An 18,450-nucleotide genomic window follows, 5' to 3' on the forward strand; every position below is an offset into this window, starting at 1 on the left:
CTAGTTATGTATATGATAACACATAACTAGCAACAAATCAATAGCGGAGTGGCTTGAACGCCAGTAAAATCAATGGTTTGGAGCGAATTCATAGTCATATCATAGTTACGAGTTCCGGGAATCCAGGATACAAGGGCTGGACAAAACATGGCAGGAATAGGAACCGGCTGGTAGGAAAGGTGATGACGGCAGGGTTCGAGGATGCGAAAGAATTCCAGATCAGACGGGAGGCAATGATCCGCCAGAAGTATGATGTGGATGGAGTTCGCATGCGCATCTTGAACGGCGATGGAGCGGAATGGATAAGGGGAACTTGCGATCCGGAGATAATCTATCAGTTGGACAGGTTCCACATCCAGCGGGAAATCACACGGAAGATCAGACACAAGAAGGCGCAAACGCAGATAAGAGGGTTGTTGGATGCCGGGAAGGCGACAGAGTGTCTGGAGTTCATCGACGCCTATGCGACCAGCATAGAAGGTGCGGATATGGGAGACAGCTGCCGGGCACGGGAGTTGCTATCCTATCTGAAGAACAACGAGGACGGGCTCCTGCCCTATCACAAGAGAGGGCTGAAGCTTCCGGCGGCTCCGGAAGGCCTAGAGTACAGGAATCTGGGAACCCAGGAGAGCAACAACTGTTCGGCCATCACGTTGCGGATGAAGCACCGGAAAGCCAGCTGGTCCATCAAGGGAGCGACACATCTGGCGAAGATCCTTGTGCGGAAGGAAAACAGGACCCTTTACGAGGCGCTGGAACGCCATACGGATGGCGTCCTGCCGGAGGGCATGAGCAAAGAAATCCTGGAGCCTTTGAGTGCGGCCAAAGCGCCCAAGCATGACGGAGGAAAGGTCAAGGATGCGCACGTGAGAAAAGGGCATATCGGCTACAGGGAGGCGGCACGTACGGAATCACGGAACGCTTTCTTGAGGCGGTTTGATTTGAGACCCTTCAGCGAGCTGATTTACCGGTAGTGCAAACCAAAAGGATAGGGAAAGTCTTTCCCGAGTGATTATTGACACCACATGTACAATAGAAAATCCATGAAGCACCATCGAGATTAAAAAAGATGGGGGAATTGCCAACGTTTACTTGACACATACTGATGAACATAGAATTATTGCTTTTCTAGCATCTTTGATACATTGACTGTCGGAAGGATAAACGGCGGGATATTTGCGTTCATTGTAACGGAAGACACCAGCGTCCTTAGATAGGGAAACAATATTGCAGTTGTGTTCTTTTCAAGCATTCCCTTCGTCTCTGGCTGTTGGCTATTGAATTGAAATATGCCTGTCATGGATACAAAGAGTTCGAACGGAAAATCAATGTCTTTCTGCATGTTGATTCCAAGCGTTAGTGTCAATTTGTATGTGTTTTCGCCTTCATATATTGTGCTGCTCTTCAACTCGGGCTGAACATTGAACTTGCCGCCTTTTGGAACTGCATACCCCTCTGTCTTAATAAAATTGATTTCATTGACAACATATCCCCTAAATTGGAGTACACTTTCAATTATTTCCATAGTATGATCACCTCTGCAATGAATTCCTTATGACGCAAAACCACTTCCACTGTTTTGAATTCCAAAATCCCGATCCATTTCCAAGTTAGGATAGCAATATGAAATGTAACAATAATCAGTTGCTAGAAGTTGAACTCCATATGGATCCATGAATAATTCTTCAAGTTTTCTTTCAACTTTCCCAATTTCTGTAGGGGAAAGCATCTGGCTGTTTTTCTCCCACAGCATTTTGAAATTGGAGGGATCATCCATCAGCATGATCAGGTTGTTCTGGGCAGCATCCTGAATGGACCCGTTTTCATACCGTGTGATTGTCTTTTCTCCAAGTCCAAGGATTTTCGCAAAAGCGCTCTGTGACAAATCGTACTTTTTACGGATGCGCTTGATTTCTGTCGTAGCAAGCAATCCATTGCTTTGCTTATACTTGTCGTAGGCCTTCAAGAGATTATTCGAATCCAACTCCATGTCAAAAAATTCTTCCCCACATCCTGAGCAGTAGCATACTTCAGCCTCAACTGTCACTTTCTGGCCCTTTACTTCGTACTCTTCAACAACATTCTTAATCTTTGTTTCAACCTCGTTATTGCAATTGGCGCAATATTTTTTCATTATGGTTGCCTCCCACTTTATATGCTTTATTTTCAAATATAATCTATATGGCAACTAATGACCAACAATTGGGAATTGATGTTTTTGATTTTGAACTTGATATAAAACATATGTCCCATAATCATCATTTTGAAAATCCATAGCTTTTCACTTTCCGGCTTGTCCCTGTCTATCTCTGGCCCCGCAACATATTCTTTGTAGGTAAGTCCATAGATTTCGTCTATGGCATCTTTCGGCATTATACCTAAGCGAGCAAAGGATTCCATGTTCTTTCTTCTTGGCCACAGTTCAAAATTTTCAGTATCGATTGCTTGCCGCAATTTGGATAATACTTGCTCTACATCCCCTTGGCTTGACTGCATTCTTTCACCGCCTCATCGAAGAGTATCATATGATACCTTGTTTTCATTATATACCTTACAGCTCTTCTAGTCAACATTCCTTTGGAATAACCATCATTCCTTTCGACGGCCAAACCAGGACAAACAATACCCCTGTACGATTTAGGACTTTAGTCCGCAAGTACAGGGGTATTGTTTTGTCCGCTATTTAGGACTCTCGTCCGCAAGTACGGGGGTATTGCTTTGTCCGTCACTCGAACCTCAGCGTCCCTTCCATGTCCGCCATCAGCCCTTCCAGATATCCCTTCACCTCGTCCCGCAGGTCATCCCTCCTAAGGGCGAATTCCACCGTGGCGGAGATGAAGCCCAGCTGGTTCCCCACGTCGTAGCGCTTCCCCTTGAAGTTCAGGGTGTACATGGCCTCTTCCTGGGCCAGGCGCATGAGGGCGTCGGTGAGCTGGATTTCCCCCCCGGCCCCGGGGGTCTGGGACTCCAGGTAGTGGAAGATCCGGGGGGTGACGATGTAGCGGCCCAGGATGGCCAGGGTGCTGGGGGCCTCCCCCACCGGGGGCTTCTCCACCAGGCTCTTGACCTTGGTGATGCCTTCGTCCATGACCATGGACTCCACGATCCCGTACTTGCACACGTCTGCCGGGGGCACGTCCTGGACCCCCAGGATGGTGGTCTTGTACTCGTTGTAGGCTTCGATCAGCTGGAGCAGGCAGGGCTTCTTGGAGACCACGATGTCGTCCCCCAGGAGCACGGCGAAGGGCTCGTTCCCGATGAAGTTCTTGGCCGTCAGGATGGCGTGCCCCAACCCCCGGGGCTCCTTCTGGCGGATGTAGTGGATGTTGGCCAGGTTGGTGGCCTCCTGGACGATGTGCAGGAGCTCCTCCTTCCCGCCCTCCTCCAGGGCCATCTCCAGCTCGATGTTCCGGTCGAAATGGTCCTCGATGCTCCGCTTGTTCCTGCCGGTCACGATGATGATGTCCTCGATCCCGGACTTCACCGCCTCCTCCACGATGTACTGGATGGTGGGTTTGTCCACGATGGGAAGCATCTCCTTGGGCTGTGCCTTTGTGGCCGGCAGGAACCGGGTCCCCAGACCCGCCGCCGGAATGATCGCCTTCTTGATCTTCATGCTGTTTACTCTCCTCCGCAATCGAATTTGCTCTGAATGAGGGCCTGGCCCTTTCCTATTGGTTGTCCACTTTCGCTCCGCACTTCTGGCAGAACTTCTGCCCTTCCCCCAGGGGCGCCCCGCACTTGATGCAGAACCTGCCTTTGGGTGCCGGGGCCTCCACGGCCCGGGCCGGCTGTTCCTTCACTTCCGTTTCCAATGCCGCTTCCGCAGCCGGAGCCGCTGCCGCCTGCCGCCCCAGCACCTCCGCAAGCCTTGCCTGGAGCTGGTCGTAACGGAAGGCCTGGTGGTTCACCAGCAGCTTCCCGTCCTCCTCCACCAGCTCCACCAGGTGGTTGGCCGCCGCCGTGGGCAGCAGCATCCCCTTGAAGAGGACCTGTTCCCTCCCCTCCGCAATCCGGGAGACGGCCAGCCCCACGCACAGGTTCCAGCTCCGCTCGAACTCCATGCCCATGGCCCGGCCCTCTGGGGTGAAGGCGAACCGGGGGTTCCCCTGGGAGTCCTTAAGGAGCTCCACGATCCCCTTCTCCGTCAGGACCTCCAGGTCCTCCCCGGCGGTCCTGATCCTCTCCGTGGGCAGTCCCGGCAAGAGGGCCAGGAAGGCGGGCAACAGCCAGCGCACGTCCTTGGACTGCACGGAAGCCGTCAGGCCGTCCACGAACTCCTTGGGGGTGAACCCCGGCCTATGGGTGGGGGCGTGCTCCAGCAGGCTCCTGTAGTAGGCCCGCCGGTACAGGTCGACCCCCTGGAGCAGGCAGAGGAACTCCTCCACCCGCAACTTGGGGGGCAGCAGGTTGGGGACCACCGCCTCGTTCCGGGAGGCGTACTTTGCCACCAGGGCCTCCAGGGTCTGGGCCATCCCCTCGTACCGGTAGATGTCCGCCCCCTTCTGGTCGAAGAGGATCCCGAAGACCTCCCCTTGGGGCTCCCCCCTGCCACAGACCGCCTGGGTGGCCATGGGGGCCCTCCCCCCGCCGAACCGCAGGAGCAGCTCCTGGCCCGGGGCCGCCAGGACCTTCAGGGCCGCATCCAGCGTCTCGGCCGCAGGTCCCTGCACCGGCAGGCCCGTCCCGTCCGGGACCGCCTTCTCCAGCCGGGCCGCCACGTCCCTGTTCCCCAGGGGGCTCCCCGGCCCCGGGACCAGTCCCTTGGCCTTCAGGAGATGGGCCAGCCCGCCGTAGGTGAGGGTGAATTTCTGTATCGCACGTTCTTCCGCCATGGGCCTAGTCCTCCCTTTCCCCGTTTTGTCCGTCCACGGTCTCGTCCTCCATGGACATCATCTCCAGCGCCTCCAGGAGCTCCGGATCCAGCTCCCCCCCGTCCTCCAGGTCCTCCATGGACATGGCCGCCTCGCTCAGGAACGCCAGGGTGTCCCCCTGGAGGATCTGGAACATCCCCTTGGCGTCTTCCACTAGGGCCGGGTCCACCAGCCGGTCCCCCGCAAGCAGCACCGCCCTAAGGCCCAGGCTCTCGTCCCCGGGCTTGATCCAGAGGAGCTTCCCTTCCCGGACCCAGTGCTCCAGCTCGAAGTCGTAGTCCTCCTCGCTCCAGTAGTAGGAGTCGAAGTAGGCGAAGCCGTCCTCCCCCCGGACCTGGTAACGGTCGGCCCCGTAGTCGTTGATCCTGGGGACCTCATGGACCATGGGATGGGCGAAGTAGGCCACCCACCAGAGGGTGTCCTCCCCCACACGCATGGTGGAGAGCACCGCCTTCACCTCCGGCCGGGAGAGGACCTCCCCCACCACCCCGGGCCTGTCCGGACCCAGGAAGCGCACGAAGGGGGCCGCCTCCACGGGGCCGCCCACATGCAGGGCCCCGTCCAGGGCGAAAAAGGTGGACGGCCGCCGGGAGAACTCCTCGTCCTTGCGGACCGCGTTGTCCGGAAGCCACCAGAGGCCTCCCAGCCCCTGGACGTCGAAGGAGGCCTCCAGGACCTCCCCGGTGAAGGGGCAGCGGGAGACGGGCAACAGGGGGAGCGCCTGCCGGTACTCCTCCTCCAGCTCCTGCATCCGGGTCACCACCCGGGTGTAGGCCTCGTCCTGGGCCGGGTCCTCCCCGTCCTCCTCCAGGAGGATCCCCATCCGGGCCTCCGACAATTCCTTGTATTCCTCCAACAAGGCTTTCCTGCGGGTCTCTTCCATATGCGTTCTCCTCGCTCTCATCTTCCGTGGGGGCCCATGCCGGGCCTTGACCGTTGCCGTCATACCCCTAGTATATCGTCCCCTCCCCCTCCTGTCAATGAAGCGGGTTGTCCCTCCGGGCCTTCCGTGGTATAATGCACAGAGACAAAAACGACCTCAAAGGGAGGAAACAAAATGCGTATTCATAGGAAGCTTTCCAAAACCGTCCCCGGCCTGGCCGTCCTGCTGGCCCTGGCCCTGTCCCTGGGCACCGGCTGCGTGGTCCGCCAGGGGACCAACCCCGTCAAAAATTCCGTGGTGGTCTACACCAGCGTGGACCAGAACTACGCGGAGCTGGTCTTCGCGGACTTCCAGGAGAAGACGGGCATCACCGTCCTGGGGGGCTTCGACACCGAGGCCTCCAAGACCACCGGGATGGTGAACAAGCTGGTGGAGGAGTCGAAGAACCCCCGGGCGGACGTCTTCTGGAACGGGGAGTTCGCCCAGACCCTGCTCCTGGCGGAGAAGGGGGTCCTGGCCCCCTACGGGTCCCCCGCCGCGGAAGGCCTCCCCTCCAAATACAGGGACGGGGACGGCCTCTGGACCGCCTTCGGGGGACGGGCCCGGTGCATCCTGGTGAACACCGACCTGCTGGATCCGGAGGAGTACCCCACAAGCCTCCTGGACTTCACCAGCGGGGCCTATCCGGCGGAGAAGACCGCCATCGCCCTGCCCCTCTTCGGCACCACCGCCACCCAGGGGGCCGCCCTCTACGGCCTCTGGGGGCCCGAAGCCGCCCGGGACTGGTTCGCTTCGGTGAAGGATTCCGGGGTCCGGATCGTGGACGGCAACGGGGTGGTCCGGGACCTGGTGGCGGACGGGCAGCTCCTCTTCGGCCTGACGGACACCGACGACGCCCTGGGCGCCGTGGAAAAAGGGGCCCCGGTGGAGATCCTTTTTCCAGACCAGGGTCCTGGGGCCGACGGGACCCTGATGATCCCCAACACCGTGGCCCTGGTGAAGAACCCGGCCCAGAACCCCAACGCCAAGGCCTTCATCGACTACCTGCTGAGCCCGGAGACGGAGCAGTTCCTCCTGGACATCGGCTGGATCCAGGCCCCCCTGCGGGAGGGGACCCAAGGGACGGTCCCGGTGCTTGACACCTATCCCCTGGACCTGGAGGAGATCTACGGCCACCTGGAGCGCTCCAAGGAGGAGCTCTCCGAACTTTATCTCCAATGAGACGGCTGGCCGGGGGCGTCCGGGGGCTCCTGCCCGTCCTGCCCTTCTTCCTGCTGACCCTGCTTCCCCTGGCCTGGCTGCTGGGCACCGTATCCTGGGAAGGGGCGAAGGCCCCGGTCTGGGGGCGGGAGGGGCTGCTCCTGGGGCGGACTCTCCTCTACGGGACGGCGGTGGCCTCCTCGGCGGTGCTCCTGGCCTACCTGGCCCTGGTCTTCGGGGCCTTCACCCCCTGGGTGGACCGGGGACTCCTGAAGGCCTTCCTGTTCCTGGCCCTCCCGGTCCCCGGCACGGTCTTCGCCTACGCGGGCCTGAAGGCCCTGGGGCTTTTGGGCCTTCCCAGCCGGGGCTTCGCGCCCTCCTGGCTGGTCCACACCGCCTCCCTGCTGCCGGTGGCCCTCTTCATCCTGGCCACGGGGCTCCATACCCTCAAGAAGGAGCCCCTCCATGCCGCCCGGCTCCTGGGGAGCGACGCCCGGATGCTGGCCCGGATCCTGCCGGGGATGCTGGCCCCCCAGGTCCTGGCCGCCCTGGGGACGGTCTTCCTCCTCAGCGTGGGGGACTACGCCATCCCCTCCATCTTCTCCATCAACGTCTATTCCCTGGGGATCTTCGTGGAGTACAGCAGCAGCCTCTCCCTGGGGTCCACCCTGGTGAAAAGCGCCCCGCTGGTCCTCCTCCAGGCCCTGGTGCTGCTGCTCCTCCTGGGGCGGACGGAGCCCCTCTTCCTCACGGGAGGCAGGAAGGGGATGCTGACCCTGGAGCTTTCCCTCCCCGGGACGCTCCTGGCTGCCGGGGGGCTCCTCCTGGGCCTGGCCCTGCTGCTGGTGCTCCTCCCCTTCCTGCTGGTCCTCACGGACCTGGCCATGTGGCGGGGGCTGCCCCAGACCCTGGCCCGCTCGGGGAGGGACCTGGCCGCCAGCCTGGGGATCCTCTTCAGGGCGGGGATCCTGGCCCTGCCGGTCTCCTATCTGGGGGGCTGGTGGCTCCACTCCCTACGGAAAGGCCGCCGGCCGGCGCTCTTCCTGGTGCTGCTCCCGGCCTTCCTCCCCGGATCCCTGACGGGGGCCGCGCTGATCCACCTCTACAACCGGCCCTGTACCTCGGGGCTCTACGACAGCCTCTGGATGCCGGCTCTGGCCGTCCTGGCCCGGTTCCTGCCCCTCTCCCTGCTGGTGGTCCACGCGAGCTTCCGGCGGCTGGACAGGGAACTGGTGGATGCGGCCTTCCTGCTCCACCCCTCCCGCCTGAAGGCCCACCTCCAGGTGCTGCTTCCCCTGGTGCTCCCGGGCCTGGCCCTGGGCACCGCCTTCCTCCTGCTCTTCGGGCTGGGGGAGCTGGGGGCCACGGTGCTGGTGCTGCCCCCCGGCAGCTCCACCGTCACCGTCCGCCTCTACAACTACCTGCACTACGGGGCCTCCGAGGAGGTCCTGGGCCTCTCCTTCCTGCTGCTGGCGGGGATGGGGGGCATCCTGGGGGCCGCCGGACTGCTGTCCGGACTGGCCCGCCGCCTGCGCAAAATGGACTAAAGGAGAAACGACATGGACCGTACCAATGGGATCACCCTGCATGAACTGACCAAGACCTGGCCCCAACCGGGGGGCGCCGAAAGGCTCACCGTATTCTCGGGGCTGAGCCACACCTTCCCCCCCGGGAGCAGGACCGCCATCGTGGGGCCCTCGGGCTCCGGCAAAACCACCCTGCTCCAGATGGTGGCCGGCCTGGAGGCGCCGGACGGGGGCTTCGTGGAGGCCCCCAAGGCCCCGGAGCTGGGCTACGTGTTCCAGAGCCCGGCCCTCTGGCCCCACAAGACGGTGCGGTCCAACATGCGCTACGGCCTGGGGGAGCACCTTTTTTCCGGAGCGGATCCCCTGGAGGAGGCCCGGTACCGGGACATCCTCCAGGCCCTGGAGCTGGAGGACCTCCAGGGGAAGTATCCGGCCACCCTATCCGGGGGGCAGGCCAAACGGGTCTCCCTGGCCCGGACGCTGGTGACCCGGCCCTCCTGCCTGCTGCTGGACGAGCCCCTGGGGGCCCTGGACGGGGCGCTGAAGGACCGGGTGCTGGACTTCCTGCTGGAGTGGGTGCACTGGACCGAAGCCACCCTGCTGTATGTGACCCATGACCACGGGGAGGCCCGAAGGATCTGCACCCGGGTGCTGGAGGTGAGGGACCAGGGGCTGGTGGAGGTGGGATGATCCGGCGGCTGGCGTTCCTGGGGCTGGTGGGGCTGTTCGCGGCCTATGTGGCTTTCCTGGTGAACCGGCCCTCTTCCGACAGGGGTCCGGCCCCCGCGGGTGGGGCTTCCGTCGGGTCGCCGTCGGGTCCGTCCGAAGGCTACTCCCGCCTCCTGGAGGGGCGGGAGTTCTCGGACCTCCTCCTCTCCCCGGACGGGGCCACCCTCTACGGGGGCGGGGTCCAGGGGCTTCATGCGGTGGACGCCAAGACCCTGGAATGGACGGAGGTCCTCCGGGAATCCACCGGCGGATCTTTCCGCTTCGTCCGGGCCCTGGTCCTGGAGTCGGACGCCGGAGGCAGCCGGCTGCTGGTGGGGCATGCCGACGGGCTGGACGTGGTTCCCCTTGCCGGTTCCCCTCCTGTTGGCGCTTCTTCCTACCTCCTGCCTCCGCGCCTCTCCAACCTGGCCTCCTTTTTCGCCGGGAAGCCGGTGGTGGCCCTCCTCCCCGCGGCCAACGGGGACTATCTGGTCTCCACCGACCGTTCCCTTTACCGGGTCCCCGGCCCTCCTTCCCCCAGCAGCCTGGCCCCCCAGCCCGTGGCATCCGTCACCGAGCTGGACGGTGCCGTGGCCTTGGCCGGAAGCCCCCTCAACACCCTGCTGGAGGACCCCTACGGGGGGGTCTGGGCGGGGGCCTACACCGCCAAGGGCGGGGGGATCGCCTACCAGCCCGTTAACGGTGCCTGGCACCATTATGGGGTGGAGGACGGGCTGGTCCACGGGAGCATGACCTCCCTCCTGCTGGCGGACCGGGACCGGATCCTGGCCGGGGCGGGGCTCTACACCGCCGGCGGGGCCACGGTCTTTGTCCGTACCCCCGCCGGGGATTGGGTGATGGACCGGAACCTGGAGCTCTCTTCGGGCTTCCCCCTGGCCGGGGAGAAGGTGCGCCACCTCTTCAAGGACTCCCTGGACCGGATCTGGTTCTGCAGCGAGTACGACGGGGTGGCCATCTTCGACAACGCCCTCACCCGGCGGCTCCACCTGCTCACCCAGGAGACCGGGCTCTCCCACAACGAGATCAAGGCCGTGGTCGAGGACGACGGCGGCTGGTGGCTCGGGGGGCGGAGCGGGATCACCAGGATCGAACGCCGGGTGCTGTCTTTCCCGTAGCAGGTTTGGTCTTTGGGGACGGTTCTTCCGGACCATTAGTGACCAGCAGAAAAGGAAGGGTCCAGACCTCGGTCTGGACCCTTCCTTTTCTTAAATCTGCGGCCCGGAGCGATCCGGGCTTCCTTTTTGCCGGATCCGCAGGAACGCCTCCACCACTTTGGGATCGAACCGGGTGCCGGCGCAGCGCTCCAGCTCCTCCAGGGCTTCCTCCCCGGTCCTGGACTTCCCGTAGGGCTTCTGGGCGGTCATGGCCTCGTAGGCGTCCGCCACGGCGACGATCCGGGAGGGGAGGGGGATTTCCTCCCCCTGCAGCCCGGCCGGGTAACCGGTGCCGTCCCAGTTTTCATGGTGGTGGTGGACGTAATCCGCCAGGGACGCGTACTCGTCCACGTTCCTCACCAGCTGGTAGCCGATCTCTGGGTGCCGCCGGACCACCTCCCATTCCTCGGGGGTGAGTTCCCCTTCCTTGTTCAGGATCTCCCCAGGGATGACGATCTTCCCGGCGTCGTGGATGGCCCCCAGGGTCTTCAGGTCGTTCTCTTCCCGATGGCCGAGGCCCAGGGCCAGGGCGATTTCCCCGCAGTACCGGGAGACCCTTTCCGCATGGGACCGCTCCCGGTCGTGCTTCAGGTTGATGTTCCGCAGGATCAGGGACATGGACTGGCTCCGCATGGTTTTGCCGTAGCGGACCTTGTCCTCGTACATCCGTGCGTCGGTTTCCTTCTGGACCTCCAGGATGTCCTCCTCCTGGCTGGTCTTGACCCCGTAGCCCACGGCCAGGGAGACCACCACCGGCTCCAGGTCGGCCTTTGCCGCGGCCTTTAGGATCCTATTCCGGATGGACTCCGCCTGCTCTCCGGAGGTCTTGGGCAGCAGGATCACGAACTCGTCCCCACCCACCCGGGCGACGATGTCGTCCTCCCTGCACGCGTTTTTCACCAGGTCCGCCACCGCCCGGAGCAGCCGGTCCCCCATGTCGTGCCCGAAGGCGTCGTTCACCAGCTTCATGCCGTTCACGTCCAGGACCATGATGGAAAAGGGCAGGTTCCGGGGGGTGTCCAGCCGGGTCCGGGCGTCCTCCAGGTACCGGCGGTTGTAGAGGCCGGTGAGCTGGTCGTGGAAGCTCAGGTATTCGATCTGCCGTTCCCGCTGCCGTTTCAGGGTCACGTCCCGCTGGATGCCGATGTAGGCGTAGGGCGTCCCGTCCTCCCCCAGGATGGGGGTCACCTTGTACTCGCAGAGGAAGGTGGAGCCGTCCTTGCGCAGGTTCAGGGATTCCCCTTCATAGTCCATGCCTGCGGAGACCTTGCCGTAGATGTCCTCCTGGACCTCCCCCGCTTCCGGCTCGGCGTTGAGGAGGTCGGGGCGCCGGCCCAGCAGCTCCTTCCGGGTGTAGCCGTAGAGCTCCTCCATCTTCCGGTTGCAGTGGGTGATCCTGAAGTCTTCGTCCGTCACCACGATGGCGTCGGAGATGTTCATCAGGACCGTGCTGTAGAACCGCTCCTGCTCTTCCGCCCGCTTCCGCTCGGTGATGTCCCGGGAGGCTCCCTGGAATCCCACAACCTGGCCGTTCTTTAGGACGGGGCTGGATTTGGAGCTGATCCACCGGGTCTGCCCGTCCTTGGTGAAGAACCGGCATTCGAATTCGGAGCGGGTGTCCTCCAGGTCCCTTTTGAGCCGGTCCATCGCTTTCCCTCTATCGGCGGGATGGATGTGTTCCAGGAGGCTGCCTCCCACGACCTCCTCCTGGCGGTAGCCGCTGAGGGCCAGGATGTTGGGGGAGACGTACTGGAGGGTGGCGTTTCGGTCCACCCGGTAGACGACCTCCCGCAGGTTCTCCACCAGACTCCTGTACTTCTCCTCGCTCCGGGCCAGGGCCTCTTCGGTCTCCTTCTGCTCCGTCACGTCGAAGAGCACCCCGCTGATGTGGAGCAGCTCCCGCCGGTCGCCGTAGACCCCCCGGCCCCGTTCCCGGACCCACCGGACGCTCCCGTCCTTGTGGAGGATCCGGTAGTCCAGCATGTAGGGCCTGTAGGCTTCCACCGCCTGCCGGATCCGCTCCCGGACCTCCTCCCGGTCCTCCTGGTGGATGACGGCCGCAAAACCCCTTTTCCCGGTGCAGGATCCGGTGCCGGTTCCGGTGAAGCTTCCCGGGGGATGTCCCGTGATGGTCCCGATTTCCCCGCTGATGTAGTCCATGGTCCGGTCCGGGTCGTCTCCGCAACGGAATATGGCCCCCGGGACGTTGGCCACCAGGGTCCGGTACCGGGCCTCGCTCTCCTGGAGCCTTGTCTCCATGTCTTTCCGCCGGAGGGCCCCCAGCAGGATGTCCCCGAGCTTGGCCAGGATCATCTGTTCGTCTTCGGTGTAGGCATGGCGCCGCCGGATGGAGTCGAAGCCGATGAATCCGTAGAACCTGCCTTGGTCTTCCATGGGCAGGACAATCAGGCTTTTCACCTCCTGGGGATCCAGGACCATCCGGAGATAGTCGTCCGGGGGGAGGGCCCGGACGTCCGGTAGGTGGAGGGCCTTGCCTTCCTTGTGGGCGGCCACCCATTCCGGCACCCTTCCCAGGGGGATGCCCTGGAGCCCGTCCTTCTGGGAGAGGATGCCGTGGTTGCACCATTCGAAGGTGTTGTTGCAGACCCCCTGGTCGAAGCGGTATTCGAAGATGTAGCCCCGGTCGGCGGACACGTGCCGTCCGACCAGCTCCAGTGCCCGGACCACCTTTCCCGCAAAGCCGCCGTCGGCGCCGTTGCCGTCTTCCCGGACGAAGCTTTCGACAATCTGGGTGAAGGTCTCGTGCAGGGCAATCTTTTCCGCCAGAAGGCGTTTGCCGGCGTGGCCGTCCTCTCCCGTATCGTTCCCTTCCCTATTTATTCTCTCCATATGCATCCCCTCCAAACCGGTTCGCTATTGTAATGGTTCCAGCATAGCACAGGATGGGGCAGGACGCAATATCAGCCAGAACATTCCTCCCTCCCTTGAGGACGGGGTCCTGAATCGTTTAGGAGGAATGTTCTGGACTGGTTCTGGACTGGTTTTGGAGCAGTCGGAATGGTACGGAAGAACCGTCCCCTCGTACCAGGTTTTTCATTCGTTTGCCCCGGCGGTCTGCTTGATGATCTGGGATGCGCCGTAGGTGCCGGTGGTCTTGGGGTTGTAGGGGGTGTAGGTGCGCATCTGGTTGTGGCCCAGGTAGCCCTGGGTGAAGGTGCCGTCGGTGTTGACGGTGTAGACCCCTTCGGAACCGTAGCGGGTGGCTTCGGTCATCTTGGTCTTGGCCCCCGGGTTGAAGTGGGGGTCCGCCCCGTTCCATTCGCTGAGGCTCCGGTGGAGGACGTTGGAGCGCCTGTTGCCCATCATGGCGTCTTCCACCCTGCGGGCGACGGCGTCGGAGACCGGGGAGCCGTCGGCCCGGGTGATGTGGGCGATGTCGATGTCCCCCACCACGAATCTGTTGGCCTTGGCGTCGATGACCAGGCCGTGCTTGACCTTGTACTGGCCGGAGGAGACCAGCCGCTGCATGTCGTCCCCGTACTGGCTGACCTCGTTCATCCGCTGGCCGAAGCGCTGGAGCAGCTTCTTCTGGGTGCCTGCGTCAAGGGACTTGAAGTTGGCGGGGAGCTTGGGCTTGAAGAAGCCCACCACACCTTCGCTGCGCTTGGGCGCTCCCAGCAGCACGTCCAGGTTGTTGATGGTCTTGGTCTTGATGGCGCAGGGCTTGGGGACGCCCTTCCCCAGCTCCAGCCATTTGCGGGACTCGATGTTCCCGGGCCGGATGTGGATCTGGACGTCGAATTCCCGGGAAATCTGCTGGAGGGCCTTCCGGGCGTCGGGGGTCATGAATTTGGGGTCCACGTAGCCGGTCTGGATGTAGGCCCCCTTCTGCCCCAGGTTCTTGGAGAGGTTGCTTGCCATGTTCTGCTTGGCGTTGGCCGCCGCGTTCAGGGCCTGCCGGTCGGCGTTCCACTTCACCAGGTCGTCCTTCATGTTGCCCAGGCCCGCCCGGATGTCCTTGGCGGTGGTGATGGAGCCGTAGAGCTGGAGGGTGCCCAGGAGGGAGAGACCCACCCGTTCCCAGCCGCCCCTGCTGGGGTCCCAGCTGCTGCTGAAGCTGTTGATGCCGGTCATGTCCCGTATGCCCTGGTACACTTTTTCCGGATCGTTCATGGTGTCGGAGAAGCTGGTCCAGATCCGGTCGGCCGTGTTCAGGACGCTGTCCACCGCCTCCCCGGTGCCGCTGACCAGGCTGTCCCAGGTGCCGGAGGGGTCGTTCCAGGCGTTGGTGAGGCCTTCGGAGACATAGTCGATGGAGGTCTCCAGGCCGTAGCCGATGTCGTCGATGGTGCCCCCCACCAGGGTCTTGACGGCGTCCCAGTCGGAAGCCACCTCCTTGATGCCCTGGAGGGTGTCCTTGGTGTAGTCCACCACCTCCCCGACGAAGACTTCCGCCGACTCCTGCATCTGGGTTACGTCCTCGTAGACGTTGTTCCAGAAGTCCCGGTTCAGGTCCGGGTCGGTGGCCAGTTCATAGGCGCCCACCACGGTATCCTTGACGGCGCCGGCGACTTCCTCCACGCCCCGCTTGACCACATGGGCGGTGGTGCCGACGACCTGCTTGACGGTGCCTATGGTGCCGTCCACCACGATGCCGCCATAGTAGCCTACGGTGCTGACGGCGCTGGAGAGGAGTCCGCCCAAGGCGCCCAGGAGGCCGGGGCGGACCCCGGACCTGCGGACTTCGGCGGCGCCGGGGGAGTTGTACCAGGACCGCCAGGTGCCGCCGCCCTCCCATTTGCCCCCGTCATCGGCCAGGACGCTGCCCGTGAGGCCGTACGTGACCAGGTTCAGGAGGCCGAAGAGGAAGAGCCATACAGCGGCCTTCCTGGTGAGGAGCTTGAAGCGGACGGCCACCACCACAAGGAGGCTGAAGGCCGGCAGGAGGGATCCCGCCAGCTTCCGGCTGCCCAGGGGGACCAGCATGAGCAGGAGCATGGCGGCGATGCCCGCCAGGAAGAAGACGCCGATGGTGTGGGGGTTGGCCTGGACCCGTTCCTTCCTCCGGCGGAAGACCCTTTGGAAGTCGGACCAGAGGAGTCTGCCGGTGAGCTGGGCCATGCCCTCCTCCTTCTCGGCCAGGACCAGGAAGAGGCCCAGGGCCACCGCCAGGAAGAGGTAGGTGTTGACGTGGAAGTACCCCAGGACGGAAAAGACGCCCAGTCCGAAGAAAAAGGTGTAGAAGGCGATTTTGCTTTTCTGCAGGCTCACGCCCATCCAGACGGGGGCGGTGGCGATGCCCCCCAGGAAGCCCTTGATCCCCTTGTACTTGATCTGGGCCAGGGCCGTGGAGAGGACGAACATGGACACGAAGCTGAGGGCGGCGAAGCCTGCCCGGTTGCTCAGCTGGTTGATGAGGAAGTAGCGGGGGTCGCCGGGGGGGATCTGGCTGCCGAACCCGTCGTTGACCTCTGCCACCATGTAGATGTTCAGCAGGTAGATGAAGAGGAAGATGAGGACGGATTTGATGCCCAGGCGGGCGATGGTCTTGGGGAGGTTCTTCACGAAGGAGACGGCCACCAGGACCAGGAGCTGGAGGGTGCTCTCGGGGGCTTTTTGCATGGGTGACACCTGCTTTCCGGTTGTTTTGCCGCTTCTTGCGGGGGCTTATTGTTGCCGCTTCTTGCGGGGACTTCTCTTAAGGATAGTATATGTCGGTTTCGGGGTTCCTGCAAGGGGAAATGGAAAGGGACCATATGGAATACCAGCCATACGGTCCCTGCCTCACCTCTGTGTTTGCTTCCGGCATCCCTTAGGGAAGGTCCAGCCGTAAAACGGAAATCCGGTTGTTCCCTGGTTCCACCCCGAAATTTGCCGCCCACAGTACCGTCCGGCCGTCATTGGAGATGGTGGCGTGGGTTTCTTCCCAGTACTCCCCTGTGGTGTTGTGGGTCTTTGCCAAGTAGAACACATCGGGGGCGTTCCTGTCCAGGCGCACCAGGACGATGCTGCGGTCCAGCCAGTTTCGCTCAGGCGTCCCTGGAGCGTTGTATGTCGACACCACCGCCCAGCCGGGAGAGTTGCACGAGATGTGCACCCCTCCGTCGAAGGTTATGGGGGAAGACCAGTCGTAGTACAGGCGCACAAGGGGGACCCTGCCGGTACCTTCATAGCCGTCTCCTGGTTCCATGATGGGTTGCGTCGACGGGTCGATGGGCAGCAGGTCAATGTAGTCGGTCCGGGAATTCTGCATCACCAGAACTTCATTGCCCCCGGTGTCCAGCCCCACATCCGCGTGGGCGATGTCATAGTTGATGCGGTGGAATTCGGTAAGCTCGCAGTTTGCGGTCACCGTGCCGTCCAGGGGCGCCCCGTTCCCGGAGTCACTCCCGATGATGACCCGGCTTCCCTTCGGCGACATGCCCAGCCAGTCGATTTCACTCTGGTCGGGGCGCAACTCCAGCAGGCCTGGAATGCTGTCGGCAGACCGGTCCCAGGTGAAAACATACCGCAACCGGTAATCATCCCCGCTTCCTTGCAGGGCCAGGGCCCACCACCGGCCGTCCCAGGAGCTCTCCCCTTCGTCCTTCATGGTCACGCGGTACAGGTCGGGTTCTCGGGAGATGATGGGACCGATGACCGGGTCACCGGCAAAGTCTTTTACCAGGGTGGTTGTGCCTGTCTTTACGTTGTACTGCTGGATCCGAAACCCATTCAGCCCCAGAATCAGATCCGGATCCTCCCGGTGCCAGCGCGGTTCTTCCATGTCCAGGCGGGCGACAAGATTGGCGGGGGCGTCGTAGGGAATGGCTGTGCGGCATATGTCGAAGGACCCTTCGTGGATTTGGCGAAGGACCACCAGGGACTTGTCTGCATTAAATGGGTCGAATCGGGCATATTCATGGCGTATGACGGCACTTTCCGTCACCCGGGTGAAGCAGGTGCCCAGTGCGGCATCGCAGATCCGATCCCCGACCGCAGGCACACTTGTTTCCTGCTCCGGGAAGCGGGGGTTGTCCTCCGACTGCGGGTCGGGCACCCTCACAAGCCCCGATGTGTCCAACTGGATGGGGTCAGGGATTTCTGCAGGAAGGAAAGAGCCTTCCGCTTCCATTTCCCATCCTTCCACCGTCTGCTGGCCACCCTCCTGCTGGCCACCCTCCTGCGGATCCGTCCTTCCGGGCAGTACTTCCCGGAAAGGAATGGCCTTTATGAGCAACACCAATACCAGACATGCGATGGCAATTCCAATGATCAGAATCAGGCTATCCTTTCCCTTTCTCATAAGTGCGATCCCCTTTCCCACATGCGTCCGTCCCATCAGCTCCAACAAGCATTGCCTTTTCTTGCCGCCTCAGGGCGCCGGATGGATGATGGTGACCATGCGGAGCACCGCATCCCATTCCACCTGGCATCCCAGTGTTTCCGCGATGAAACGCAGGGGCAGCATGGTCCGTCCCGGAGGCATGATCAGGGGCACCACGCTGGGATTCATTTCGTCGATGGGCTGGTCCGTTCCGTTGACCCTTGCCTGGTTCTGGCCGATCCACAGTTCCACAAACCTCTGTCCCAAAGTGACGGTGGCTTTCCTCTGGACGCCTTCCCAGCCCACAGCCGCTCCCAGTGGTTCCGCCACATGCCGGATGGGCAAAAGCGTGCGCCCTTCCCGGATCACCGGCGGGGTATCCATGGTGCGCAGCTGGCCGTTGACATAGTATTCAACGCTGTCGATGTAGAGCTGGATTACGGTTGCGGTTCCTGGCGGCGTTTCCAGTGCCGGAACAGGTTCTGCCGGTGGAGGCTCCGGATCGGTGGCCGCCGAAGCCTGGTTGGAATACCCCGAGTCGCCCAGCCCGTTGTAGGCCCGCACCCGATACCCGTAGGTGGTGTCGAGGGCCAGGCCCGCATCCGTGTAGGACTGGGTGTCGGCCGGCACGGTGGCGATCCGGATGCCGTTCCGTTCAATGTGGAACCCCTGCTCGTCGGTCGCATTGTCCCGCCAGGTCAGACGTATTTCGGATTCGGATAGCGCTTCTGCCACCAAGCCGGAGGGGGCTGCTGGAGGCAGCAGGAACTCTGCCTGTAAAAAAACCATCCATGTTGTGGCGCTTCCCACGGGAGTC

At 62.4% G+C, this 18,450-nt stretch carries 15 protein-coding genes; 5 read left to right on the plus strand and 10 right to left on the minus strand.

The features are described from left to right. Nucleotides 1-77 precede the first annotated feature (77 nt). Nucleotides 78-974, plus strand: a complete 897-nt coding sequence (locus tag GXN74_RS08540) for a UPF0236 family transposase-like protein (protein WP_162370512.1) — start codon at nucleotides 78-80, stop codon at nucleotides 972-974. A 143-nt stretch (nucleotides 975-1,117) separates the two neighbouring features. Here the strand turns inward: GXN74_RS08540 and GXN74_RS08545 are convergent, their stop codons facing one another. The 6 genes from GXN74_RS08545 to GXN74_RS08570 form a co-directional block, all read right to left on the minus strand. Beyond that, a complete protein-coding gene (locus GXN74_RS08545) occupies nucleotides 1,118-1,525 on the minus strand; it encodes a protein-export chaperone SecB (RefSeq protein WP_162370513.1) in 408 nt (135 codons plus the stop codon). Nucleotides 1,526-1,552: 27 nt separating this feature from the next. Beyond that, nucleotides 1,553-2,134 (minus strand): type II toxin-antitoxin system MqsA family antitoxin, encoded by a 582-nt coding sequence (locus GXN74_RS08550; RefSeq protein ID WP_162370514.1) that lies wholly within the window; start codon nucleotides 2,132-2,134, stop codon nucleotides 1,553-1,555. A gap of 32 nt (nucleotides 2,135-2,166) precedes the next feature. Beyond that, entirely contained in the window at nucleotides 2,167-2,496 is a 330-nt protein-coding gene (locus GXN74_RS08555) for a type II toxin-antitoxin system MqsR family toxin (RefSeq protein ID WP_162370515.1), read from the minus strand. A 229-nt stretch (nucleotides 2,497-2,725) separates the two neighbouring features. Next, on the minus strand, nucleotides 2,726-3,616 hold the full coding sequence (gene galU / locus GXN74_RS08560; protein ID WP_162370516.1) for a UTP--glucose-1-phosphate uridylyltransferase GalU: 891 nt from the start codon (nucleotides 3,614-3,616) through the stop codon (nucleotides 2,726-2,728). A 55-nt stretch (nucleotides 3,617-3,671) separates the two neighbouring features. Then, complete coding sequence (locus GXN74_RS08565; RefSeq protein WP_162370517.1) at nucleotides 3,672-4,835, minus strand: zinc ribbon domain-containing protein; 1,164 nt, start codon at nucleotides 4,833-4,835, stop codon at nucleotides 3,672-3,674. Between the two features lie 4 nt (nucleotides 4,836-4,839). Beyond that, nucleotides 4,840-5,757 (minus strand): hypothetical protein, encoded by a 918-nt coding sequence (locus tag GXN74_RS08570; RefSeq protein ID WP_162370518.1) that lies wholly within the window; start codon nucleotides 5,755-5,757, stop codon nucleotides 4,840-4,842. 174 nt (nucleotides 5,758-5,931) lie between these two features. On the opposite strand from GXN74_RS08570, the gene GXN74_RS08575 reads away from it, so the two are divergent. From GXN74_RS08575 to GXN74_RS08590, 4 genes are read left to right on the plus strand one after another with little or no spacing between them, the layout of a single operon-like run. Beyond that, on the plus strand, nucleotides 5,932-6,978 hold the full coding sequence (locus tag GXN74_RS08575; RefSeq protein ID WP_162370519.1) for an extracellular solute-binding protein: 1,047 nt from the start codon (nucleotides 5,932-5,934) through the stop codon (nucleotides 6,976-6,978). Further along, nucleotides 6,975-8,504, plus strand: coding sequence for an ABC transporter permease family protein (locus tag GXN74_RS08580; protein ID WP_162370520.1), 1,530 nt, complete (start codon nucleotides 6,975-6,977; stop codon nucleotides 8,502-8,504). The genes GXN74_RS08575 and GXN74_RS08580 overlap by 4 nt, the downstream gene beginning before the upstream one ends. 12 nt (nucleotides 8,505-8,516) lie before the next feature. Beyond that, nucleotides 8,517-9,173: an ATP-binding cassette domain-containing protein gene (locus GXN74_RS08585; protein ID WP_162370521.1), complete on the plus strand. Its 657-nt coding sequence runs from the start codon at nucleotides 8,517-8,519 to the stop codon at nucleotides 9,171-9,173. Then, complete coding sequence (locus GXN74_RS08590) at nucleotides 9,170-10,327, plus strand: ligand-binding sensor domain-containing protein (RefSeq protein WP_162370522.1); 1,158 nt, start codon at nucleotides 9,170-9,172, stop codon at nucleotides 10,325-10,327. Before GXN74_RS08585 ends, GXN74_RS08590 begins: the two co-directional genes overlap by 4 nt. Before the next feature lie 90 nt (nucleotides 10,328-10,417). On the opposite strand, the gene GXN74_RS08595 is transcribed toward GXN74_RS08590, so the two are convergent. The 4 genes from GXN74_RS08595 to GXN74_RS14495 all read right to left on the minus strand — a co-directional run bounded on the left by GXN74_RS08595 (nucleotide 10,418) and on the right by GXN74_RS14495 (nucleotide 18,422). Further along, nucleotides 10,418-13,216, minus strand: a complete 2,799-nt coding sequence (locus GXN74_RS08595) for a PAS domain S-box protein (protein ID WP_162370523.1) — start codon at nucleotides 13,214-13,216, stop codon at nucleotides 10,418-10,420. A 204-nt stretch (nucleotides 13,217-13,420) separates the two neighbouring features. Next, nucleotides 13,421-15,949 carry a hypothetical protein gene (locus tag GXN74_RS08600; protein ID WP_162370524.1) on the minus strand — a complete coding sequence of 843 codons (2,529 nt, stop codon included), beginning with the start codon at nucleotides 15,947-15,949 and terminating at the stop codon, nucleotides 13,421-13,423. Between the two features lie 190 nt (nucleotides 15,950-16,139). Continuing rightward, entirely contained in the window at nucleotides 16,140-17,612 is a 1,473-nt protein-coding gene (locus GXN74_RS08605; RefSeq protein WP_162370525.1) for a hypothetical protein, read from the minus strand. A 69-nt stretch (nucleotides 17,613-17,681) separates the two neighbouring features. Continuing rightward, a complete protein-coding gene (locus GXN74_RS14495; protein WP_246208645.1) occupies nucleotides 17,682-18,422 on the minus strand; it encodes a copper amine oxidase N-terminal domain-containing protein in 741 nt (246 codons plus the stop codon). Between the last annotated feature and the right edge of the window lie 28 nt (nucleotides 18,423-18,450).

Source organism: Anaerotalea alkaliphila, assembly GCF_010179735.1.
GTDB lineage: Bacteria > Bacillota > Clostridia > Lachnospirales > Vallitaleaceae > Anaerotalea > Anaerotalea alkaliphila.

Excerpts from the sequence above, each read along its gene's own strand:
- GXN74_RS08580 (WP_162370520.1), top strand. The coding sequence starts at position 6,975 with ATGAGACGGCTGGCCGGGGGCGTCCGGGGGCTCCTGCCCGTCCTGCCC.
- GXN74_RS08565 (WP_162370517.1), bottom strand. The coding sequence starts at position 4,835 with ATGGCGGAAGAACGTGCGATACAGAAATTCACCCTCACCTACGGCGGG.
- GXN74_RS08575 (WP_162370519.1), top strand. The coding sequence starts at position 5,932 with ATGCGTATTCATAGGAAGCTTTCCAAAACCGTCCCCGGCCTGGCCGTC.
- GXN74_RS08545 (WP_162370513.1), bottom strand. The coding sequence starts at position 1,525 with ATGGAAATAATTGAAAGTGTACTCCAATTTAGGGGATATGTTGTCAAT.
- GXN74_RS08590 (WP_162370522.1), top strand. The coding sequence starts at position 9,170 with ATGATCCGGCGGCTGGCGTTCCTGGGGCTGGTGGGGCTGTTCGCGGCC.
- GXN74_RS08555 (WP_162370515.1), bottom strand. The coding sequence starts at position 2,496 with ATGCAGTCAAGCCAAGGGGATGTAGAGCAAGTATTATCCAAATTGCGG.
- galU (WP_162370516.1), bottom strand. The coding sequence starts at position 3,616 with ATGAAGATCAAGAAGGCGATCATTCCGGCGGCGGGTCTGGGGACCCGG.
- GXN74_RS08585 (WP_162370521.1), top strand. The coding sequence starts at position 8,517 with ATGGACCGTACCAATGGGATCACCCTGCATGAACTGACCAAGACCTGG.
- GXN74_RS08595 (WP_162370523.1), bottom strand. The coding sequence starts at position 13,216 with ATGGAGAGAATAAATAGGGAAGGGAACGATACGGGAGAGGACGGCCAC.
- GXN74_RS08600 (WP_162370524.1), bottom strand. The coding sequence starts at position 15,949 with ATGCAAAAAGCCCCCGAGAGCACCCTCCAGCTCCTGGTCCTGGTGGCC.
- GXN74_RS08570 (WP_162370518.1), bottom strand. The coding sequence starts at position 5,757 with ATGGAAGAGACCCGCAGGAAAGCCTTGTTGGAGGAATACAAGGAATTG.
- GXN74_RS08550 (WP_162370514.1), bottom strand. The coding sequence starts at position 2,134 with ATGAAAAAATATTGCGCCAATTGCAATAACGAGGTTGAAACAAAGATT.
- GXN74_RS08605 (WP_162370525.1), bottom strand. The coding sequence starts at position 17,612 with ATGAGAAAGGGAAAGGATAGCCTGATTCTGATCATTGGAATTGCCATC.
- GXN74_RS14495 (WP_246208645.1), bottom strand. The coding sequence starts at position 18,422 with ATGGTTTTTTTACAGGCAGAGTTCCTGCTGCCTCCAGCAGCCCCCTCC.